The following is a 20,492-nucleotide window of genomic DNA, read 5'->3' as shown; positions in this document are numbered from 1 at the left end:
CCAGCAATCAGTTGCGACGACGCGCCATAAACGCCAGCCTCTGCAGCAAGTGCACGTCTTGCTCGTTCTTTACCAGCGCACCGTAAAGCGGTGGCAATGCGGAACTGCTTTCTTTGTCCTGAAGTGCTTTCGCGGACAGCTCATCGGCCATCAGCAGCTTCAGCCAGTCGATCAGCTCAGAGGTAGATGGCTTTTTCTTCAGTCCGGGCACTTTCCGCACGTCAAAAAAGACCTCCAAAGCATCCCTTACCACTTGCTGCTGTAACCCCGGGAAGTGAACATCCACAATGTCTTTCATGGTGTCGTGGTCCGGGAAGCTAATGTAGTGGAAGAAACAGCGACGCAAAAATGCATCGGGGAGCTCTTTTTCGTTGTTACTGGTGATCACGATAATCGGGCGCTGCTTTGCTTTTACGAACTCCTGAGTTTCGTATACAAAGAACTCCATCCGGTCGAGTTCCAGAAGCAAGTCGTTTGGAAATTCAATATCGGCTTTGTCGATTTCGTCGATCAGCAGGATCACTTGCTCGTCTGACTCAAAGGCTTCCCAAAGCTTACCTTTAACGATGTAGTTGCGGATATCTTTGACTTTTTCATCACCCAATTGAGAATCCCGCAAACGAGAAACCGCATCGTACTCATACAGACCCTGCTGGGCCTTGGTGGTCGATTTGATATGCCAGGGAATCAACCTCATTCCCAGCGCAGCGGCCATCTCTTCTGCCAACAAGGTTTTGCCGGTGCCGGGCTCGCCTTTGATCAACAGCGGGCGCTGAAGCGAAATGGCCGCGTTAACTGCCATTTGCAGGTCGTCGGTGGCTACGTATTTTTCGGTACCGGTAAACTTCATGTGTCTAATTCCTGTTGGTTATTTTAAAACTTAATCTTTTTTAGCATTATCGTCGGGCAGATCGTCGAATTCTGACAGATCGAAATCTTCTAAACCAAATTCTTCCACCTCATCCTCGGGTGGCTCAAGCTCAGACTCGATGGTTTCAGTCACCTCGGGTATCTCATCTTCGGATACAAGATCAGGCTCTGGCACCAGTTCAGGGACCTCTTCTGGCTCTGGCTCTGGCTCTGGCTCTGGCTCTGGAACAGTTTCTTCGAGAACCGGAAGCGCTTCTTCCGGCTCTTTGCTTTCTCGTTTACGGCGCAAAACAAATAACACAAAACCAACAATAATAACGATCGGGGCCGCAATTACACCCAGCAGCCAAACCGGGAAGCCCCACAAGGTGCCTTTCTCGGCCTCGTGGACTGGCTTGCTTGTTGCTTCCGGTGCTTTCTGCTCTACCGGTTCTGGCAGGGGTTCACTTACGACCACGGCATCATTCTGTAAAGCCGGATCGATGACCGGCGCCGACTCTTCGATTGGCTCTGGTTCGGGGCTGCCGGCCTTTTCAGGAGCGGATGAGCCTGCGGTGTCGATGCCGTCGAGTGGCAAGGTTTCCAACGGCTGACTCAAATCAGGTACCAGGGGTTCCGACACCACCGCAACGGGCACCTCTTCACCGGGGACCACAAAGCTCGTCTCGGCACTGAATTTACGCGTAAAGGTTCCGCCATCAGCCACCACTTCAATCTGATAGACGCCCGCTTTCGATAGCTGTTTCAGCGTATCACGGTATACACCATCTTCCGGCGGTGGTCCCGAAGACAGCACTTTGGTGCCCTTTCGTCCTTCAGCTGTGCTGAGCGACAGGGTCACGTCCATGACATCCAGGAAGTTCGGGTCTTTTAACGGATCGTCACCTTCATAAAAGGCGACCGCAATCTCTAATGGCTGTTCAGCACTAAACTGTGACGGGACCGGACTGACCACCATCATTAGATTGCTCACCACCGTGACACGGCTACCCTGCCCCAATTCACCGTCAATTTTCCACTCCCCCGCTTGAGGGTCGGTTACGGTAATCAGGTCATATCCCGGCTCAGCTAACCAGCGAACGCCATCGGGCGCTTCTGAAGCCGTAAACAACTGCCCCTCCGGCTCAGCCAAGCGGAGCATGCGCTGCTCAGAAGACGGGCCGCCGGTAAAGATAAGCGCGGTAAATTCCTCTACCCCTTCATCAACTGAGAAACGGTTTCCCTCGATAGGTAGCTGCGCTTGGGGTGCTGCGGCGTTCAAGGCATCGGCAAACGCCAGATTCAAGGCTTCAGCAGAACGTGCCAACCGGAAGGTTCCCCCGGTTTGATCCGCCAACGCTCGAAGAAACGAGACATCAGCAAATTCCGATAGCCCGACGGTATGTATCGTTAATCCCTTCGACTTCAAAGCCGGCACCATGGAGTCGAGAATTCGGGCTTCCTCAGCACGGCTTGCCGCTTCGCTGTCCGGGATATCGACTTTACCGTCACTCAGCAGGATCAGATGAGTGTGTTCGAGGGTGCCGCCGGACAGCCAGTCATTACTGGCTTTTTCAATCGCCAGTCCCAGATTCGTGTGCAAAGCAACAGAGTTGATTTGATCTGAACGCTCAACGGCTGTGTTCCGCCAAGCGTCACTGACCGAATCATGGGGCACCAGCATGTTGACGTACTGGCCGAAAGTCCATACCCCAGCGCCCGCCCCTTCAGGGACAAGTCCGGCTAAGAGCCTGACCGCCGGGCGACGAAGGTTGACCGGGTCTGTTTGTTTCATCGATCCGGAAATATCGACAACAACTCGGACATCAATAGGCGATGAACCTTCGGCTGATGCAGCTGCAGAAACCTGCCAAGGCATCAAAACAAGAAGAACTAACGAACACAGCCAGGTTATACGGTTGATTATCACAGTCGCCTACCAGTTATTATTCGGACAGTTGCTATGGGTTATTTGCGCGCTAATCGGTACCGGACAAGGTCGAAAATCCAGACCAACAACATGACTAAAGCCGCCAAGCCAAAGTTAAATAACGCAACGCCCGCCGCATCAATATCACCAAGAATAAGTTCGTAGCCGGCATACAGCCAAGCAGGAATCCACCACCCTGCAAGGTCAGGCGATTCAACCGGGGTGAGCACCAAAACCGTCAATGCCGCAAGCAAAAGCGTGCGAAAACCATAAAAAGGCAAAAAACGAAACAATGCTTTCATCATGAAAAACAGCACCACGAAAGCGACGGCGTAAGCGCCCCAGAAAATGACGTAAGCCAAAGAAGCATTTGCATCAATCATTAGATAACCCAGTGAATAATATGTTCTTCCCATTCCTCTTCCGGCACATCGCCTTCTGAGGTCACTCTACCCTGAATGGAAAGCCCCGCCTTGCGCACAGAATCGGGATCTCCAGAGCGTAGCGGGTGCCAATCCGCCAAAGGCCGCCCCTCCGCCAGCGTACGATACGCACAGGTATAGGGTAGCCAAGCGTAATTCGTGATGGTGTCAGGCGTTAGCACGGTGCATTCCGGGACCACATCCGACCGCTGAGCATAGACGGTGCATTGGCCGTTTTCGACGTTCATACACCGACACACCAAGTCAGTGTGGTAAACCTCCCCAGTCTCTTCGTCTTCAAGCTTCTGGAGGCAACATTGCCCACAGCCATCGCACAAAGATTCCCATTCTGAGGGGGTCATTTCATCAAGGCGCTTTCGCTGCCAGAACGGAATCTGGGCGCTCATTCTTTATGCTGCTCTACCTTGCGTTTGAAATCGACAATATAGGTATCCTGCTCTTCTGGCATCTGCAGGAAGAACCCCTTCTCTTCCAGCGCATCCAACACTTCTTTACCGGTTGTTCTGGCTAACTGCTTCTCCGGCGTTATCAACAAATCCATCGCATGGGCAGGCTGGCCGAAAATCGAGCGAAGTGCTTCAGGAAGCTCTTGCCAGTCTTCACCTCGGCGGACATAGATGTAAGTGTCTATCTTTTTGGTGCTGCGATACACCGACACAAATTCACGATTGGTCATTGTTTAACAAGTTCCTCAATTTCACTGACGACGGGCCTTAACACGGTTGCACGCCAGCCCTCAAAAAAAGCCTGCCCTTGCAGAGTCTGGTCTTGAATTACTTTTTCAATACGCTTTCTTGGGGAAAGGATTTCTATTGGAATATCATGTTGTTCCGCTATCTTTCTAAAGCACTTTTTTACCTGTTTATAGAGCGCTTGCTGGTCTCGAGTGAGCGGTCTTTGAATCGATTCGAATGCTGAAGTGTCGGTATCTTTACCTGAGCGAACGAGTTCCAACAGGTGTTCGCCGTAGCGTTTGATGAGCCCGCCCGGAACACCCTGTATATCGTTCAATTCTCTCAGTGAGTTTGGGCTCCGATCCGCGATCGCAATTAACAGAGCATCGCTCAAAACCCGGTTTCTCGGACGATCGACCTTGTGGCATTCCCGCTCACGCCAAGCAACCAAACGCTGAAGCACGGCTTGCTGAGCAAGCGTCAACGTCCAACCACCTCGAAGCTTCAGATAATGCCGGTCAACATCCTCCGGTGCTGCGGCCTCGTCCGCAAACCGGCGAGACTCTTCGGCCAAGGCATGCTCCAAATTACGCTCTTGCAGTTTGGCGACCACCCAGTTCGCCAGCGGCTCTAAATACCGGATGTCATCCACCGCGTAGCGTTCTTGTTCAGGCGACAACGGACGTGACAGCCAGTCCGATCGTGTTACCGACTTATCCAACGCCTCACCGAACAGAGACTCTACCAATCGGGCATAGCCTACAGAAAATCCGGCTCCAGCCAATGCGGCTCCAATTTGCAGATCCTGCAATCCTGCTGGGGCAACTTGAAGCCAGTGCCGAAACAGTTCGAGATCCTCGCTCATGGCATAGAGCAGTTTTGGGCGTTCGCTATCCGCCAGCATCTGCCGAAAATGCGTTGAAGCTTCCGCTACGTGCGGCTCAACGAGCCAGAAGTCACCTGCCCCGCCCAACTGAACCAAACCAGGTATTGGGTGAAATGTGGACACGCGTTCAAATTCGGTATCAAGCGCAATCGGACAGCCAGCAGGAAGATTGGTCAGCCACTGATCAAGCTGCTCCGGTGTTACCAGCCAGCGAATGGTTTCCGGCGCTGGAGGAACCGGTACGGCCGTAGGGCTTTGAGTCATAAAATAACCTGGAACTATTCAGAAAGGGGTTTGCGGCCCCGGAAGGCATGCGTAAGGGTAAATCCATCGACATAACCAAGCTCTCCGCCCACCGGTATACCGTGTGCGAGACGAGTGATCAGAATGTCTTGACCATCGAGGCGATCGGCAATGTAATGCGCCGTGGCCTCCCCTTCTACCGTGGGGTTGGTTGCCAGTATCAGCTCCGTTACACCCTCATCACGGATTCGCTGTAACAGGCGTTCGATACCGATTTCTTCGGGGCCAACGCCGTCAATGGGCGACAAATGCCCCATGAGCACAAAATAACTGCCGCGATAATCGCCCGCCTGCTCTATCGCCAGCAAGTCAGAAGGACTTTCGACAACACACAGGGTTCCCGTACGGCGCTCAGGTTTGGCACAAAGCTGGCAGATCTCAGTATCGGAAAAATTCTGACAACTGCTGCAACGGCGAACATTATCCATCGCCTGACCCAAGGCACCCGCCAAACGAACACCACCTGAACGGCCACGTTCCAGAAGATGGAAAGCCATACGCTGAGCGGTTTTCTGGCCGACCCCAGGCAAGCAGCGAAGGGACTCGACCAATTCATCAACCATGGGGCTGAATGCCATGAATACTCCTCAAACTACTACCAAGCCGAGAACGCTTAAAACGGCATCTTGAATCCAGGCGGCATGCCCATTCCAGACATCATTCCGGACATTTTATCTTTCTGGTTCGCCTCAACACGGCGAACGGCATCATTGACGGCAGCAGCCAGCAGGTCTTCGAGAATTTCCTTGTCTTCGGACAACAAGGACGGATCGACATCCACTTTGCGAACATCGTGTCGGCCATTCATGGTGACCTTTACCATACCTGCGCCGGACTCACCGGTCACTTCCGCCTTGGCTGCTTCTTCCTGAGCCTTTTGCATTTGCTCTTGCATCTGCTGGGCCTTTTTCATCAGATCGCCCATGTTATTCATCATGCGATTATCTCCTGCCTGTTTCTATCGGGCGGATACTTTCTTCGACAACCCGCCCCTCAAACCGTTCAACAATATTCTGGACCAGCGGATCTTTGCGAATCGATTCCACCGCCGACTTCTGCCGAGCTACCCGCTGACGCTCTTCAAAGGCAGCCGGTGTATGCAAGCCCGGCTCGCCCTCTTGGACTTTTAACTGTGTGGTGTCGCCAAAGCGTAATCTCAAGGCTGCAAGAATTTTTTCTTCGTGCCGTTCGTTTAAAAGCCGGGCGTGACCCTCTTCCAGCGTTAACACGACAGCATCGCCATCACGTTTCATGGCGCTGTAACTGGCCAGAGTCCCCGGCATACCGGTGATATCCAGTGACCGATAATCGCGCTCCCAAACAAAGCCGTCTTCACTTACAGGGGCCGCCACTTCTACCACCGGAGATGGGCTCGAAAACTCGACCTCTGGCTGTTGCACTGGCTCTGCCTGCGCCATGTCCAGCATAGGCTCAGGTTCAACGGCCGCTACGGGGAGCTCTTCCACAACGGTTTCGGGTATTGGTTCCCGGGGCGCCGCTGAAAAGGCCTGTTCATTCGGCTCCGGGTCCCAGGGCGGCGCATCATCCATTACAGGGGGCTGCGTCTGATCTACCGCGGGCTCTGTTTGAGGAGCAGACTGTGAAGGCGGTTCCGCTGCTTCGACCGACTGCGGTTCGGGTTCCGAAGCTGCGGGCTGTGTTCGCGCAGGTTCAGGTTCGGGATCTGCGCGCCCCGCACTGTCATTACCACTCGACGACACGGCCGGCGGTGCCCGACGATCTGCGCCCGGCCTGAAGGCCAGCATGCGCAGCAGAGTCATCTCAAAACCCATTCGCGCATCCGGCGTAATGGCCAAATCTTTTCGACCCATCAAGGCAGTCTGATAAAACAGCTGTGCATCTTCGGCACTGAGCTTGCGTGCCAGCGCTTGGGCCTGAGCGGCATCACCCATGGCGTTATCGGCGCTGCCTGGCACCACCTGCTCCATCGTGACCCGGTGGAACAACGACAACAGATCAGCCAAAATAACGTCATAATCCGGCGCAAAATCCGAGATACGATTGATCTCCGCCAGCAAACTGGGACCATCCCGTTCAACCAACGCCTCAACAATGCGCTCGATATCTTGCTGATCAATGGTGCCCAGCATGGTGCTGACATCACTGGCCGCCAACTTCTGGTTACCAAAGGCAATGGCCTGATCAGTCAAACTCAACGCATCCCGCATACTGCCATCCGCTGCTCGGGCCAATAACCACAAAGCCGGATCTTCGAAGGGAATTTGCTCTTCCGCCAACACTTTTTGCAGATGCCCCACAATGTGCTCTGGGGTCATTCGCTTGAGATTGAACTGCAAGCAGCGCGATAACACGGTGACCGGTAACTTCTGAGGATCGGTCGTCGCCAACAGGAATTTCACATGCTCGGGAGGCTCTTCCAATGTTTTCAGGAAGGCGTTAAACGATTGGTTTGTGAGCATGTGGACCTCGTCGATGAGGTACACCTTGTATCGGCCGCGCGTTGGCGAATACTGAACGTTATCGGTCAGCTCACGCATGTCATCCACCCCGGTACGGGAAGCGGCGTCAATCTCGATCAGATCCACAAACCGCCCATCCAGGATTTCTTTACAACTGCCACATTCGCCGCAAGGATTGGGTGTAATGCCCGTCTCACAATTCAAGCAACGGGCCAACAAACGACCAATGGTGGTTTTACCAACACCTCGGGTGCCAGTAAACAGATAGGCATGATGAAGCCGCTGGTGCTCCAATGCGTGTACAAGTGCCTGCAGCACATGCTCTTGCCCCACCATGTCCTCGAAGGTACGGGGGCGCCATTTTCGGGCTAAAACCTGGTAGCTCATGATCCGCCAACTGCTCTGAAATCAGGGCTTAACAATACCATGGACCCGTTGTCAGAAGAAGGACGTTCACGCTAGCCCGCACTTTCAGCCATCTTGCCCAGAGCACGAATACGCAACAACTCATGGCCCTTGAACATCGCCTGCCTCAAGGACTGCAACGCCGCATCACGGTCCTGTGGCGCCAAACCTTCACTTTGCATCACTTCGCTCTTACGACGCTGATAATCCGCAACGCGGCCTTGCCACTGCCTACGCTCAATATCCAACTTTTCCAATCTGGCCGTTGTTTCTGCCCCGTACTGCTCTAGCCGAAGAGCACGAACCTCTTGTTCGCTGCCACCGGACTCCCGCAATTGCCGTACCCGCTGATCCATACTGACAACCGTGGTCGACGTTTCCTTTGCTTTAAGGACGTGTTCCGGGAGATTTTGATCCAATCGCGCCAAGGCCCGACTTTTCTCAAACTCGGTCAGCGTGTCATCCAGCATGACACGCTGACGATCGAGCGCCAGACGCAAGCGCAGCTCCTCCACGCCGTAAAACCCTTCAGCCACCTCTGCCCCCAGGTATTCCCTGCGCAAACTGTATACCGCATCAAACGCTGCAAAGATGTCTGCTGAAAGAGGGTCAACCTGAAACTCCATCTGCCCCGAAGCTTCCCGATAGGCAAGATACCGGTCGAGAATATCAAGTACCTCATGCTGCACCCGTTCAGGCACCCCTTTTTCGCCCATCACCGCTTGCAATCTCAGCTTCATTGCAGGCTCATAATGACGACCGGGGGCAAGCCCGATAAAAAAATCGAGAAAACGGCGGAGCTGTCGATCGAGCACCAAGTTGCCATTCATGTCGACACGAACGGCGCCGTCAATGTCGATATCGGCTACGCGCTCGTCTCTTGGCAAGCCGGGGTATTCTTGTTGGGGGTTGGCAGAAACGAAGACAGATGCTGAAGCATCGCCCTGACTCACATAGCGGGCGTTAAACGGATTATGACGGAGGGGCGCTGTACGAGCAGCTGCGCTGAACTCGCCATCAGCGTACCAATAAAAAAATCCGGAACACGAAGCAATAAATAGCAATACACCCAGGCAAACAACGATGTAACGTCTACTCATGAACCACCTCTACGGCGGGCCAGAACGGCCCGCGCATTATGACAATTCAATCAGAGACCGAGATTCTTGAGGCGGTTCGCCTGCTGTCGATACAACTGAACCGGATCGGCTGCATTGCGCGCTACCAGCCCGAACAACTGATTCACTTGGTCAAGGTGGTTGTGGGCATAATCAACCCCGAGCACCCTACCGAGCTTCATACTACAGGCAGGCACCAAGCCATCCGCCGGCTCACCAAATGCTGGCTTCAACGTCAGCAACAGCGCGTCGCTGGCATCCAGCACGTTGGTCCAGACTTTATTGCCACCCCAAGAGTAGTAACGCACGCCGTCAACGACTTCCTCGCCGTCGTTTCCACAGTAGGTCGACGGTAAGCCGGCCGGAAATTGCGCATTAAACTGAAGCGAGCCGTCCGTGCTAAGCGAAGCAATCGCCGCACCGGTATCCTGGGGCAGGCCACCGCCACCAGAGAAGGTATCGATCAGACCAAAGAAAAAATTGCCCAAGCCATCCAGCACACCATTATTCGCTAAATCCGCCACCGGTGTTCCCCAGTTAACACCGCCGACACTGGAAACAGAGGCAACAAGGTCAGGCCGAACACCCGCAACGTAGCGGATGGTGGGTCCACCATGACTATGACCAATCAGGTGCACTTTTTCTGCGCCCGTAACCGCCAAATATTCTTCAATCTGCGCCAGCAACTGCTCTCCCCGTACTTCGGAGGAATTCGCTGCGGAAACTTGCGGCACAAATACTTCGGCCCCACTCTCGGTCAGCGCTTCCGGGATGCCGTTAAAGTATTCAACAAAACCTAGAAGCTTGTTAAAACCGGATAACCCGTGCACCAGCACAATGGGGTGCTCGGTTTTGGTGTAGGTATCTACACTTTTTCCAAACAACCAATCGAACCAACCAGCAGAAGCGGACTGAGAAGACAAAGCAACAGCGAGAGCGCCGGCGACAACAGCCAGCTTTTTATTTGCGCGTTTCATAGCACCACCTATTTTTATTTTAGTTCAGCATGCAACCTATCGAGCAACGCCAACATAGCGCACAAACGTGCTTCAATTAGCGAACGTTGTCACAACAATCGAACAGAAATACAGATAGCAGTGCCCTAAAAAGGCTAGTAACGAAAGGAAAACGAGGGAGGAAATGGGGGTGACCCCATCAGCAATTCTCCGGCACACAATTCCACCGCTTCGGCTGCTCCCTTCCGGGCCTGACCGGGTTCACGGTTTCATGTTGCGGAGGCACCAATGGGGCCACCATAACGGCGCTTCAGGACATTTCCCTGAAAGCGGCGCGAATAGTATCAGAGAGTTACGGGGACTACAACGCCCTATAGCGGCAAAGGCACTTCGTCTTGTCGAAACCAGCATGCAATGCTGTATCTGGTGCGTCTGGCCGGCAACACTTCATGAGGCACGGTTTCACTCAGGAAGAAAGCAGCTCGCCCGGTTTCCGGCCTCAACAAGCCTACCGGCGACTCGTGATCAGCAGAGTCAAATATCCGCAACTCGCCCCCGTCTTCAAGTCCCCAGTTATCATTCAGATAGAGCACTAGGCTAATCATACGAGAGGCCCTGCCCTGAAAACTGTCCACATGACGCTTATAAAAATCACCAGGCTGATAGGTAGCATAGTGCGCTTCATAACGCTTCAGCCCCAGAAACAAGCGGCGATTCAAACCTTCGCGAATACGATCAAAAAAACGAAACAATTCTACCTGCGGTGCACTTGCGCCATCCATCCAGACAATTTTATCGCGCCGAACACTTCGATCTTTCAGCAGATCAGCCCCACGTCCTATACCGGCTCGCGTCATCGCTTCCGTTTTATCGAGTATTTCGACCTCATGCTTCAAAGCTCTCAGCAAGCCCGCAGGGACGCGCGAAGCAAGGTCGATCTCTACCCAAGCTGCGCCCGCCAACCCATCGGCCAAGGCGTCAAGCCAAGCCTCATCCGCCACCGTCTCGACCCACGGGGCCTCACCGACACTTTTCGGCTCATCCCCGGCCAACCGATCCATCACCCCGCTGCTTCGCTCAAGGCGGGGGTCGGTCAGCGGCACCACAACATTAGCGGTCTTCTTTGAGTCCATTAACAGCGCTCCAGCAATTTGAGATATTGTATGACTAAAGACGTCGAATTGGCGCTTTTAATTTAATCTATTAGTACGCAAATGCACCTAAAGAAACGGCCACCCAACATGTCAGAACGTAGCGACAAGCCTTCTAGCACATTAGCTCCCGGGCAGTGGTCATTTACTCGCTGGAAGACCATCGGCCAACTGGAAGCTCTGGAAGTACAGCACCCTCTATTCGAAGCGACTATAGCTCTTCAGGGCGCGCACCTGATGCATTTTTCTCATGCGAACGAAACAAACTGGCTATGGCTGAGCGATCTCGCGCGATTCCAACCAGGACGCGCGATTCGCGGCGGCATCCCGGTATGTTGGCCATGGTTTGGCGATCCGGCTCGCAACCCACCTGCAATCCGCAGTCATATTAAAGCACCATCCGCTCACGGATTTGCTCGCACGGCCCTATGGCAACTGGAAGACGTTCGAGAAACCGCCCACGAAGTAGAAATAAGCTTGTCTTTGAACACCGGGGATGATTTTTCTGAGATTTGGCAAGGCCACGCCTTAGCGCTAATCACTTTTAACTTTTCACTTCGTGGCTGCCAGATCGCACTCACCACGACAAACCTATCAAAAACGCCTCTGGCGCTAAGCCAGGCCCTGCATACCTATCTTCCCACTCCGGACATTACAGACACCCGGCTGCTTGGTCTCGAGAACAGCCAGTACATAGATACTTTAGAAGATTGGACTTATTTCAATCAGGACGGCGCCGTCTATTTCGATGGGGAAACTGACCGCATCTATGAATCCGGCGACGAACTAGTTGCAACCACCCCCGATCGGAAAACCAAATTGACCGGTTTTGGTAGCGACTCAACGGTAGTTTGGAACCCAGGCCCCGAAAAATCCAAACGACTCTCTGACTTCCCTGATACTGGCTGGCGAAACATGCTGTGTGTCGAAACGGCCAATGCTGCGGGCGACTATCGCGTATTAAATACCGGCCAGAGCCACACACTGGGCGTATTGATTGAGCGGGATAAATCATCATACTAAAACCGCCAACATGCACCGGAATCAACACAGGAAGCAGGTATGGGCCTCGCGTCTTTTATCAGATCAAAACTGATTTCAACCGAATCAGACAACCAGATTGATCGTATCGAGAAACCAATCGGCACCTTGGGCTACGACCCTTGGGGCTTCAACAGCGACGTGGTCAAATTAGGGATGGGCATCACCCGCCACGTTTATGAGAAATATTTCCGGGTTGAATCAAGCGGCATAGACAATATTCCGGCCGAAGGCCCGGTGCTTCTTATTGCCAACCACTCCGGCCAACTCCCTCTTGACGGCATCCTCATCGGTTATGCGCTGGCAAATCGCAAGATAAAACCGCGCTTGCCTCGCGCCATGATCGAGCGCTTTTTCCCGACCGTCCCCTGGCTTGGCAACATGCTGAACGAAGTGGGTGCTGTCCTGGGCGACCCCGTGAACTGCGCAAAAATGCTTGAAAACGATGAAGCCATCATTGTTTTCCCCGAGGGCGTTCGCGGGTCTGGAAAACTCTATAAAGACCGTTACCAACTTCAGCGCTTCGGCAATGGCTTCATGCATCTGGCAATGAAATACAACGCCCCCATCGTCCCTGTCGGCGTAGTTGGCTGCGAAGAAACAATTCCTGCGATTGCTAACATCAAGCCACTGGCTAATGCACTGGGCGTGCCTTACGCACCGGTTGCACTACCTTTCATCTTTCCAGCGAAAGTGCACCTGAACTTCGGGGAACCGATGTATTTCGACGGTACCGAAGTACCGGAAGAACAAGTCACCGAACGCGTTGAAGCGGTTAAATCCGAGATAAGCCGACTCATTGATAAAGGCCTGACCGAAAGAAAAAGGTTGTTCTGATGCCGAAGAAACCCAGACCACAAATTCTTGTAACGGGCGCCGCCGGTGCACTGGCCCAACAAGTCATCAAACGGTTGAGTGACACCTGTGACCTCGTAGCCGTTGATTTTCGTGAACAAGTCGACTTGGGTGACAAGATCCCCAGCTACCGAATCGACTTCAACAAGCGCGTTTTCGAAGACCTGTTCCGAAAGTATCAGTTTGACGGTGTTATTCACTTGGGCCGCGTGCAGTCAAGCGAACTGACCCGTATGCGCCGATACAACGCCAATGTACTGGGCACCCAGAAGCTGCTTGATCTGTCCCAAAAATACGGCATTAAGCGGGTGATTGTACTGTCCACCTATCACGTGTACGGCGCTGTTGCCTACAACCCGGCACTGATCGATGAATGCGCACCACTGAAGAGTGCTGGCTTGAGCGCAGATCTGGTTGATTCGGTAGAACTGGAGAACCTCGCCAACATCTATTTGTGGCGTTACCCCAAGCTCAACATCACCATTTTACGTGCCTGCAACATCGTAGGGCCCGGAGTTGGCAACACCATGAGCCGATTGCTCAGCAGCAAGGTGGCACCGGTTCTGGCCGGTTTCTCACCCATGATGCAATTCATCCATATCGATGACATGGCCGATGCCATCACACTGACCTGGGAAAAAACGAGCAAAGGCGTATTTAACGTAGCACCCCATGATTGGGTTGCTTACCAGCAGGCGCTGAAACTTTGTGGCTGTACCCGCATCCCAATCGTTTCAGTCCCCCCGGTTCTGCCGAAAACTATTGCCAGAATTCTGAGACTTCGGAGTTTCCCGCATTATCTTCTGGCCTTCTTTAAATACCCCGTTGTGATTGATGGTCGAAATTTTGCCAAGGAATTTAACTTCACGCCCAAGCGGTCGCTCACGGAAATATTCGGTTATTACCGGGATCACAAATAACAATGTGACCCGAACGGCTAAATTGGCAATTAAAATGGGCGCAAACGGAGGTTCGCAGCTACTCTGTAGAGGTTAGTGACAGATCCGCGGTTTAAGGAAAGACCGAATGTTCAGTGACCTCAGCGTAATCAGCTACGGCGCGTCAGCGATTGTATTTGCGGTGCTGTCGACCTTGGTAGCAACCCGATACCTTCGGCGTGAGCTTGATCGCGCACTGTTTCTTGCGGCCTTCGTTACGACCCTTTGGGCCTCGGCTTTGGTCTCCCAAAGCCTTTGGGGGGAACCCGGATTCTTCATCCGCTACCTTCTTGAGTTGCTCCGCGACACCGCTTGGTTACTTCTATTATTCGCCTTACTCCGCGACTCCTTTCGCCAAGCGAAATTTACCGGCCAACTCCGTAAAACGCTGGGAGTCGCGACCACGGTACTGATCGTCACCCTACTCTCACTCGGCACCCTGGAATTCGCATTTGACGCAGATCTCGTCAATGGAAAAACTAAACTGATCGGCCAGCTTGCCCTTTCCTTACTTGGTTTGTCGCTGATCGAACAGGTCTGGAGAAACTCCCCGACCCTTGGACGGTCCAGCGTTAAATACCTTTGTATCGGCACTGGGACCATTTTCGCGTACGACTTCATCATGTACGCGGATGCCCTCCTTTTTGGACAGATCGCCGATTCATTTTGGGATGCCCGCGGATTTATCAATGCTGCGCTAGTGCCATTGTTTGCGGTCAACATCATCAATTCCCGCAAACAACCGGTGGACTTCCAGCTTTCACGTGCTGCGGTGTTTCATGCCGGCGCCTTCATTTTGGGTGGAGGCTACCTGTTCCTCCTTGCTATGGGCGGTTACTACGTTCGCAGCCTTGGCGGTGAATGGGGCGATGCTCTGCAGGTACTTTTCGTCACCGTGGCCCTCGCCTTTCTCGTTACGCTTCTTATGTCACGGCGAATACGTGCTCGAATTATGGTTTTCATTAGCCAGAATTTTTTCGACTACAAATACGACTATCGAGAAGAGTGGCTGAGAATGACGCAAGAGCTCGCCAACCTGAGCAACGAGCCACCCCTACCTGAACGGACCATCCGTATTTTGGCTGATCTAGTCGAAAGCAATGCAGGGGCAATCTGGATCAAGTCAGATCAAAACGACTATGAGCTGAAAAGCAGCGTCAACATAGCCACGCCCAAGCACACAGCGATTGACGGCGACTCTGAGCTCGTCCGTCTTTTCCAGAGCAAAGAATGGATCATTGATCTGGCCGAATACCGCGCAAACCCTCTCACCTACGATTTGATTGAGTTACCCGAACCGATCACCAACACACCTGATGCCTGGTTAGTGGTTCCTTTATTTTTGGGCAGTGAGCTGTACGGCATTGCGATGATTGGCAGGCCGTATGCGAAAGTGGTTTTAAACTGGGAAAACTTCGATCTGATCAAGGTTGTAGCACGCCAAACTTGTAACTTGTTGGCACAAGCCGATGCCCAAAATCGACTGTCACGGGCCATGCAATTTGAGGCAGTAAGCAAAGCTTCAGCGTTTATGGTGCACGACCTTAAAACCCTCATCGCCCAACTTTCATTACTGGTTAAAAACGCACCCAAACATCGCAACAACCCGGCATTTATTGACGACATGATCTCAACAACAGACCACGCCGTTCGAAAGATGTCCAATCTGGTCGATCATGTAAGAAAACCGACAACTCCCAACGACGAGCACCGAAGCAAAGTAGACCTTACCGGGGTGGTACGAACCCTTTCCGAAGAGAGCAGTCGGCGTCTACCCGTCCCGCAGTTGCTAGGCGACCCGCCCTCAATCCTAGTATGCGCGGAACACGAACAGCTCAAAAACGTACTCGGCCACCTGATTCGGAATGCTCAAGATGCCACGCCGCCCGATGGAGAGATCACCCTAAACCTGAAAAAGGCCAAAGGCAGCGCTGTACTGTTTGTTCAAGATACCGGGACAGGTATGACGGACGAATTCATTAAAACCAAACTGTTCAAACCGTTCGAGAGCACCAAAGGTTTAACAGGCATGGGCATAGGTGCATACCAAGCTCGTGAATACCTGCGGGAACTCGGTGGAAATATCGATGTAACCAGCGAGCCTGGCGTTGGCTCCTGCTTTTCAATACGCATCCCGATCGCGAGCCTATCCAACGAAAAACCAAGTACACCTGATGCAACGCCAAAACTCGGGGCACATAAATTACACAAAGCCGCCAATTAGATGACGCTTTGTAATTTTTTATCAGGCCAGCATTGCAAAGTGTCAATCTTATGTTAAGAATCCTATGTATGGAGCCGGTAAAGGCTGATAGCTGCACCCTAACGGAATACAAAACAAAGGAATGGTCGCTGTTGTGAAGCAACTATTGATCGTAGAAGACGACCCAGGCCTTCAAAGTCAGATGCGCTGGTGTTTTAACGAAGACGTTGAAGTGACCGTGGCCTCTGACCGTGAAACCGCACTGGCCGCACTTCGTCGCCTCGAGCCTCAGGTGGTTACTCTCGATTTGGGCCTACCGCCAGATCCGGGAGGTGCTACCGAGGGGTTTGCACTCCTTGAGGACATTCTCAGGCTGGCTCCGCAAACCAAAGTAGTGGTGGTCACTGGCCGAGAAGACAAAGAAAACGCAGTCAAAGCCGTGGGTATGGGCGCCTGTGATTTCTACCAAAAACCTCTCGATGCGGACATCCTCACCTTCGTCGTCAACCGTGCTTTCCGTTTGGCCGAATTGGAGCAGGAAAACCGTGAACTGGCCAGCCAGAATAATGGCACTCATATCAAGGGCATCGTGGCATCCAGCCCTGAAATGTTAGTGATTTGTCAGACCGTCGAGAAAGTCGCTCCGACCGACGTCACAACACTGATTACCGGCGAAACGGGAACCGGCAAGGAACTCCTGGCCCAAGCCCTGCATGACCACAGTCATCGGGCTGACAAACCCTTTGCGGCCATCAACTGTGCCGCCATTCCAGAAAACCTATTGGAGAGCGAACTCTTCGGATTTGAAAAAGGTTCTTTCACCGGCGCTACCCAAAGCAAAAAAGGAAAAATCGAAAACGCGAACGGTGGCACCCTGTTTCTGGATGAAATCGGTGATATGCCGCTCCCTCTGCAGGCCAAACTGCTTCGATTCCTGCAAGAAAGAGTGGTCGACCGCGTAGGCTCTGTGAAACCCATCCCGGTAGATGTTCGAGTGGTATGCGCAACTCACCGTAACGTGCAGGAGCTCATCACTGAAGGGACATTCCGGGAAGACCTCTATTATCGCATTAGCGAAATCACTCTGGATGTGCCGGCTCTTCGCAACCGCGAAGGCGATTCCATCGTTATCGCACAATCCCTTTTGATGAGTTTGGGGAAACAAATGGATCGCCCCAACCTGTCGTTTTCTGAAGACGCAGCACAAGCAATCAGCGCGTACACATGGCCAGGCAACGTTCGTGAGATGATCAATAAGGTCAAACGGGCCATCATCATGGCAGACGATAAACGCATCACCGCCGAAGACCTTCTGCTTCCCTTTGAACAGGCCTGCGATTCCGATTATCAACTAAACCTTCGACAAGTTCGCGAGAACGCCGAACGAAAAGCCATCCTGCAGGCGCTGACAAGCTGCGGTCATAATATGGCCCAAGCCTCACGCCTGCTCGGCATCACCCGGCCGACTCTGTACAACCTGACTGACAAATACCGAATTGAAACCTCCACGGCTACCAACGGTACCTGAGACAGACAAACGGAATAAAAAGACCCGACAATAAAAGGAACAGGGCATGAACGTGAACAACTTTGCGCGCGCGTCACTACTCTCAGTTGCCATTGCCACGGTAGGTCTGGCTGGCTGTAGCAACGAACCCGACATGTCTCAAGAAGACATTCAGTTCATCAGCCATATTGACCAAGCGCGCTTCTTTCAACGGCAGGGCGAATTGAAAGCGAGCACGATAGAAGCGAGAAGTGCCATTCAGCTTCAGCCAGAACGACCAGCCCCCTACTTTGTCATTATCGACAACTTACTTACCGCTGGTGACGCCGCGAATGCCGAGCGCCAAGTAGACAAGCTGATAGCCGAAATCGGCGCCGATCAGCTCACCCAAGCCGATAAAAACCAAGCAGCTCTGATTCAAGCAAATGCACGAGTGCAACGCGGTAAAACCGAAGAGGCGTTGGAAGCCCTTAAACAGTTAAAGTCGGTGTCACCGGATCAATCGTTAGAAGCCGACAATCTAAAGGGAAAGGCTTGGCTTGTAAGTGGCAATCTCGAGAAAGCAGAACAAGCGTACCAAGAAGCCCTCACCAACCAAACCAACAACGCTTTGGCGCACATCGGTTTATCCCGGGTTGCAGCGGCTCGCGAAAATTTCGAGTCGGCCAAAACACATTTGGCTCACGCTGAAGGCATAGACGCAGAGCATGAGGAAGTTTTGCTCTGGAAGGCTCAGTTATCTCACATACAAAGCGACTGGGCGCAGGCAGAACAATCGTACATCCGGGCTCTTGAAACTATTGGCCAGTACGATGTCATGACCTTCCAAAAATACCAGACCATTGCTGCGCTCGTCACCGTCTTGCGCCAGCAAGGCAAATCAGCTGAAGCGTTTGTTTACGAAGAAGTCTTGGCGAAGTCTGCACCCGGCACCATCAAAAGCAACCTTGAAGCCGCAACCGCTGCTTACGCAGAAGGTGACCTAGACACGGCAGGCCGTTACCTGCAGGAAGTTCTGAATCAGGCGCCGGGTCATGAACAAAGCACACTCATGCTTGGTGTTGTAAGGTTCAGGCAAGGCCGGGCCGAGGAAGCCGAAAAGCTACTCGAGCCGCTGGCGGATACAGAAGATGCCGATGGGGTCCGTAAGCTACTGGCGGCAACACGCATATCAATGCGCGACCCACAAGGTGCAAAATCCATTCTGGATAGCATGGACAACAAGGATGCCGACCCGCAAACATTGGCCTTGGTCGGCATCGCGGCGCTCGCTTCTGGTGATGACCGGACGGGCCGCCAACTTCTTAGGCAATCTCTTGAACAAGACCCGAAAAACTACAACTTAAGGCTTCGCTTCTCTACCTACCTGGCCCAAATGAATGACCACGAGCTCGCGCTCGAACAAGCTAAAAAAATCCCGGAAGATGCTGCCGAGGCTCTGCCGGCACAACTGTTGATCGCAAGGATTCAGTCTCTTTCCGATGATACCGATGGGGCCCGAAAAACCTTGGATTCTTGGCTTGCGAAAAATCCAGACAGTATTCGGGCCTTGCTCGCACGAGGACACTTGGCCAACAGCCTGAACCAAACCGGCGAGGCGGAAAAATACTACAAAACAGCACAAGCCAAAGCCCCTGACAATCCTGCTCCGCTGGTTGCGCTGGGTAATTTCGCCCGCAGTACAGATAACACAGAACAAGCAGTGAGCTACTACAAAGCGGCGATTACCCTTGATCCTGATAATGCCGATGCAATTCAAGCCGCTTCGGCAACCATGGGCCACGCAGACCTTACTGCCTTCATGCAGAAGATAAACGATAAGAACCCTCAAGCCACTGGGCCGCGTTTGGTGATGCTTGAGTCAGCCTTGATCAACCGCGACACAGCCCAAGCGGATAGCCTCACCGCCCAACTCATTGAGCGCGAGCAAGAAGACCAGCCCAGCCCAACCGAGCCCATGGTCGCCACCGTCTATGAGGGCATCGCCACGCAAATGGCTCAGCGAGGCGATATTGAACGGGCGCTAGAAATTCTTAACAGAGGCCGCATTCTATTCCCAGAATCGGAAAGCATCTCGTTAAAGCTCGCTGCCGCTGAGTTCGAACAAGGCAACACCTCAGAAGCGCGAGACGCCCTGCAGGATGTTAAAAAACACCATCCTGACTCTCCTGCACCCTATCAGGTTGAAGCCAGCTTCTACGCAAACTCCGGAGAGCCCCAGCAAGCCGCTGAATTATACGAGCTGGCCCTCGATAAACGCCGCACCCCGGAACTGGAAGTGGCATACGCACGCGCTTTGGCCCAGTCAGGGCAAAGCCAAAAGGCCCTGGAATCTCTGCGCACTGCGTTCCAGAAGTTCCCCAACAACCAGACTATTCTCTTGGTTTTGGCGATGACCCATCAACAACTCAACCAGCCCAATGAGGCCATTGAGCACTATCAGACTCTGATGGACATCAACCCTGACAACCCGCTGGTGCTGAACAATCTGGCGTGGCTGTATTATGAACAAGGTGATGACCTAGCAACTGGGCTTGCCCAACGGGCGTATGAGCTAGCGCCGGACAATGCGGCTATTGCAGACACATATGGGTGGATTTTGTTTGAAAGAGGCGATCTTAACCGAAGCCTCGAAGCACTCGAAAAAGCCCATAGCCTGGACCCCGACTCCCAAGATATAGCGATGCATCTGGCCGAAGCCTACAAGGCCGCGGGCATGCACCAAAAAGCAGAAGCAGTGATGAACGACGGTTAACCAAATATGGATACGGTCTAATAAGGTGGTCGCCAGA

At 53.0% G+C, this 20,492-nt stretch carries 18 protein-coding genes and 1 other RNA gene; 6 read left to right on the top strand and 13 right to left on the bottom strand.

What is annotated here, in order from left to right; all coding sequences use genetic code 11:
- Nucleotides 1-7 precede the first annotated feature (7 nt).
- The 13 genes from VOI14_RS04395 to VOI14_RS04335 form a co-directional block, all read right to left on the bottom strand.
- The gene (locus VOI14_RS04395) at nt 8-850 is read right to left on the bottom strand and encodes a MoxR family ATPase (protein ID WP_323750811.1); all 843 of its coding nucleotides are present in this window, start codon (nt 848-850) and stop codon (nt 8-10) included.
- A gap of 30 nt (nt 851-880) precedes the next feature.
- Nucleotides 881-2,728, bottom strand: a complete 1,848-nt coding sequence (locus VOI14_RS04390) for a VWA domain-containing protein (protein ID WP_323750858.1) — start codon at nt 2,726-2,728, stop codon at nt 881-883.
- 89 nt (nt 2,729-2,817) lie between these two features.
- Entirely contained in the window at nt 2,818-3,162 is a 345-nt protein-coding gene (locus tag VOI14_RS04385; RefSeq protein ID WP_323750810.1) for a hypothetical protein, read from the bottom strand.
- Nucleotides 3,162-3,608, bottom strand: a complete 447-nt coding sequence (locus VOI14_RS04380; protein ID WP_323750809.1) for a YcgN family cysteine cluster protein — start codon at nt 3,606-3,608, stop codon at nt 3,162-3,164. Before VOI14_RS04380 ends, VOI14_RS04385 begins: the two co-directional genes overlap by 1 nt.
- The gene (locus tag VOI14_RS04375; protein WP_323750808.1) at nt 3,605-3,898 is read right to left on the bottom strand and encodes a YcgL domain-containing protein; all 294 of its coding nucleotides are present in this window, start codon (nt 3,896-3,898) and stop codon (nt 3,605-3,607) included. Before VOI14_RS04375 ends, VOI14_RS04380 begins: the two co-directional genes overlap by 4 nt.
- Nucleotides 3,895-5,046 (bottom strand): ribonuclease D, encoded by a 1,152-nt coding sequence (locus tag VOI14_RS04370; protein ID WP_323750807.1) that lies wholly within the window; start codon nt 5,044-5,046, stop codon nt 3,895-3,897. Before VOI14_RS04370 ends, VOI14_RS04375 begins: the two co-directional genes overlap by 4 nt.
- Nucleotides 5,047-5,060: 14 nt before the next feature.
- Nucleotides 5,061-5,663: a recombination mediator RecR gene (gene recR / locus VOI14_RS04365; RefSeq protein ID WP_323750806.1), complete on the bottom strand. Its 603-nt coding sequence runs from the start codon at nt 5,661-5,663 to the stop codon at nt 5,061-5,063.
- A 35-nt stretch (nt 5,664-5,698) separates the two neighbouring features.
- Nucleotides 5,699-6,022 (bottom strand): YbaB/EbfC family nucleoid-associated protein, encoded by a 324-nt coding sequence (locus VOI14_RS04360; protein ID WP_323750805.1) that lies wholly within the window; start codon nt 6,020-6,022, stop codon nt 5,699-5,701.
- 4 nt (nt 6,023-6,026) lie between these two features.
- A complete protein-coding gene (dnaX, locus tag VOI14_RS04355; protein ID WP_323750804.1) occupies nt 6,027-7,913 on the bottom strand; it encodes a DNA polymerase III subunit gamma/tau in 1,887 nt (628 codons plus the stop codon).
- Between the two features lie 71 nt (nt 7,914-7,984).
- Nucleotides 7,985-9,031 carry a lipase secretion chaperone gene (locus VOI14_RS04350; protein WP_323750803.1) on the bottom strand — a complete coding sequence of 349 codons (1,047 nt, stop codon included), beginning with the start codon at nt 9,029-9,031 and terminating at the stop codon, nt 7,985-7,987.
- 50 nt (nt 9,032-9,081) lie between these two features.
- Nucleotides 9,082-10,026 carry a triacylglycerol lipase gene (locus tag VOI14_RS04345; RefSeq protein WP_323750802.1) on the bottom strand — a complete coding sequence of 315 codons (945 nt, stop codon included), beginning with the start codon at nt 10,024-10,026 and terminating at the stop codon, nt 9,082-9,084.
- A 173-nt stretch (nt 10,027-10,199) separates the two neighbouring features.
- Nucleotides 10,200-10,296: signal recognition particle sRNA small type (gene ffs, locus VOI14_RS04340), an RNA gene on the bottom strand.
- Between the two features lie 80 nt (nt 10,297-10,376).
- Nucleotides 10,377-11,138 (bottom strand): 2OG-Fe(II) oxygenase, encoded by a 762-nt coding sequence (locus VOI14_RS04335; protein WP_323750801.1) that lies wholly within the window; start codon nt 11,136-11,138, stop codon nt 10,377-10,379.
- Nucleotides 11,139-11,246: 108 nt separating this feature from the next.
- On the opposite strand from VOI14_RS04335, the gene VOI14_RS04330 reads away from it, so the two are divergent.
- From VOI14_RS04330 to VOI14_RS04305, 6 genes are all read left to right on the top strand, one after another.
- Entirely contained in the window at nt 11,247-12,179 is a 933-nt protein-coding gene (locus tag VOI14_RS04330) for a D-hexose-6-phosphate mutarotase (RefSeq protein WP_323750800.1), read from the top strand.
- Nucleotides 12,180-12,218: 39 nt separating this feature from the next.
- Entirely contained in the window at nt 12,219-13,034 is an 816-nt protein-coding gene (locus tag VOI14_RS04325) for a lysophospholipid acyltransferase family protein (protein WP_323750799.1), read from the top strand.
- Complete coding sequence (locus VOI14_RS04320) at nt 13,034-13,972, top strand: SDR family oxidoreductase (protein ID WP_323750798.1); 939 nt, start codon at nt 13,034-13,036, stop codon at nt 13,970-13,972. Before VOI14_RS04325 ends, VOI14_RS04320 begins: the two co-directional genes overlap by 1 nt.
- A gap of 106 nt (nt 13,973-14,078) precedes the next feature.
- On the top strand, nt 14,079-16,214 hold the full coding sequence (gene prsK / locus VOI14_RS04315; protein ID WP_323750797.1) for an XrtA/PEP-CTERM system histidine kinase PrsK: 2,136 nt from the start codon (nt 14,079-14,081) through the stop codon (nt 16,212-16,214).
- 121 nt (nt 16,215-16,335) lie between these two features.
- A complete protein-coding gene (gene prsR / locus VOI14_RS04310) occupies nt 16,336-17,721 on the top strand; it encodes a PEP-CTERM-box response regulator transcription factor (protein ID WP_323750796.1) in 1,386 nt (461 codons plus the stop codon).
- A gap of 46 nt (nt 17,722-17,767) precedes the next feature.
- The gene (locus VOI14_RS04305; RefSeq protein WP_323750795.1) at nt 17,768-20,455 is read left to right on the top strand and encodes a tetratricopeptide repeat protein; all 2,688 of its coding nucleotides are present in this window, start codon (nt 17,768-17,770) and stop codon (nt 20,453-20,455) included.
- The last annotated feature ends 37 nt before the right edge of the window (nt 20,456-20,492 follow it).

Source organism: Marinobacter sp. (assembly GCF_034669625.1).
Classification (GTDB): domain Bacteria; phylum Pseudomonadota; class Gammaproteobacteria; order Pseudomonadales; family Oleiphilaceae; genus Marinobacter.
Note: the sequence above shows the minus strand (reverse complement) of the source record. Positions and strands in the feature narration are given on the sequence as shown.

Coding starts and splice junctions, on each gene's coding strand:
- VOI14_RS04385 (WP_323750810.1), bottom strand. CDS start 3,162: ATGATTGATGCAAATGCTTCTTTGGCTTACGTCATTTTCTGGGGCGCT.
- recR (WP_323750806.1), bottom strand. CDS start 5,663: ATGGCATTCAGCCCCATGGTTGATGAATTGGTCGAGTCCCTTCGCTGC.
- VOI14_RS04320 (WP_323750798.1), top strand. CDS start 13,034: ATGCCGAAGAAACCCAGACCACAAATTCTTGTAACGGGCGCCGCCGGT.
- VOI14_RS04395 (WP_323750811.1), bottom strand. CDS start 850: ATGAAGTTTACCGGTACCGAAAAATACGTAGCCACCGACGACCTGCAA.
- prsK (WP_323750797.1), top strand. CDS start 14,079: ATGTTCAGTGACCTCAGCGTAATCAGCTACGGCGCGTCAGCGATTGTA.
- prsR (WP_323750796.1), top strand. CDS start 16,336: ATGGTCGCTGTTGTGAAGCAACTATTGATCGTAGAAGACGACCCAGGC.
- VOI14_RS04330 (WP_323750800.1), top strand. CDS start 11,247: ATGTCAGAACGTAGCGACAAGCCTTCTAGCACATTAGCTCCCGGGCAG.
- VOI14_RS04360 (WP_323750805.1), bottom strand. CDS start 6,022: ATGATGAATAACATGGGCGATCTGATGAAAAAGGCCCAGCAGATGCAA.
- VOI14_RS04305 (WP_323750795.1), top strand. CDS start 17,768: ATGAACGTGAACAACTTTGCGCGCGCGTCACTACTCTCAGTTGCCATT.
- VOI14_RS04380 (WP_323750809.1), bottom strand. CDS start 3,608: ATGAGCGCCCAGATTCCGTTCTGGCAGCGAAAGCGCCTTGATGAAATG.
- VOI14_RS04370 (WP_323750807.1), bottom strand. CDS start 5,046: ATGACTCAAAGCCCTACGGCCGTACCGGTTCCTCCAGCGCCGGAAACC.
- VOI14_RS04350 (WP_323750803.1), bottom strand. CDS start 9,031: ATGAGTAGACGTTACATCGTTGTTTGCCTGGGTGTATTGCTATTTATT.
- dnaX (WP_323750804.1), bottom strand. CDS start 7,913: ATGAGCTACCAGGTTTTAGCCCGAAAATGGCGCCCCCGTACCTTCGAG.
- VOI14_RS04345 (WP_323750802.1), bottom strand. CDS start 10,026: ATGAAACGCGCAAATAAAAAGCTGGCTGTTGTCGCCGGCGCTCTCGCT.
- VOI14_RS04335 (WP_323750801.1), bottom strand. CDS start 11,138: ATGGACTCAAAGAAGACCGCTAATGTTGTGGTGCCGCTGACCGACCCC.
- VOI14_RS04325 (WP_323750799.1), top strand. CDS start 12,219: ATGGGCCTCGCGTCTTTTATCAGATCAAAACTGATTTCAACCGAATCA.
- VOI14_RS04390 (WP_323750858.1), bottom strand. CDS start 2,728: ATGCCTTGGCAGGTTTCTGCAGCTGCATCAGCCGAAGGTTCATCGCCT.
- VOI14_RS04375 (WP_323750808.1), bottom strand. CDS start 3,898: ATGACCAATCGTGAATTTGTGTCGGTGTATCGCAGCACCAAAAAGATA.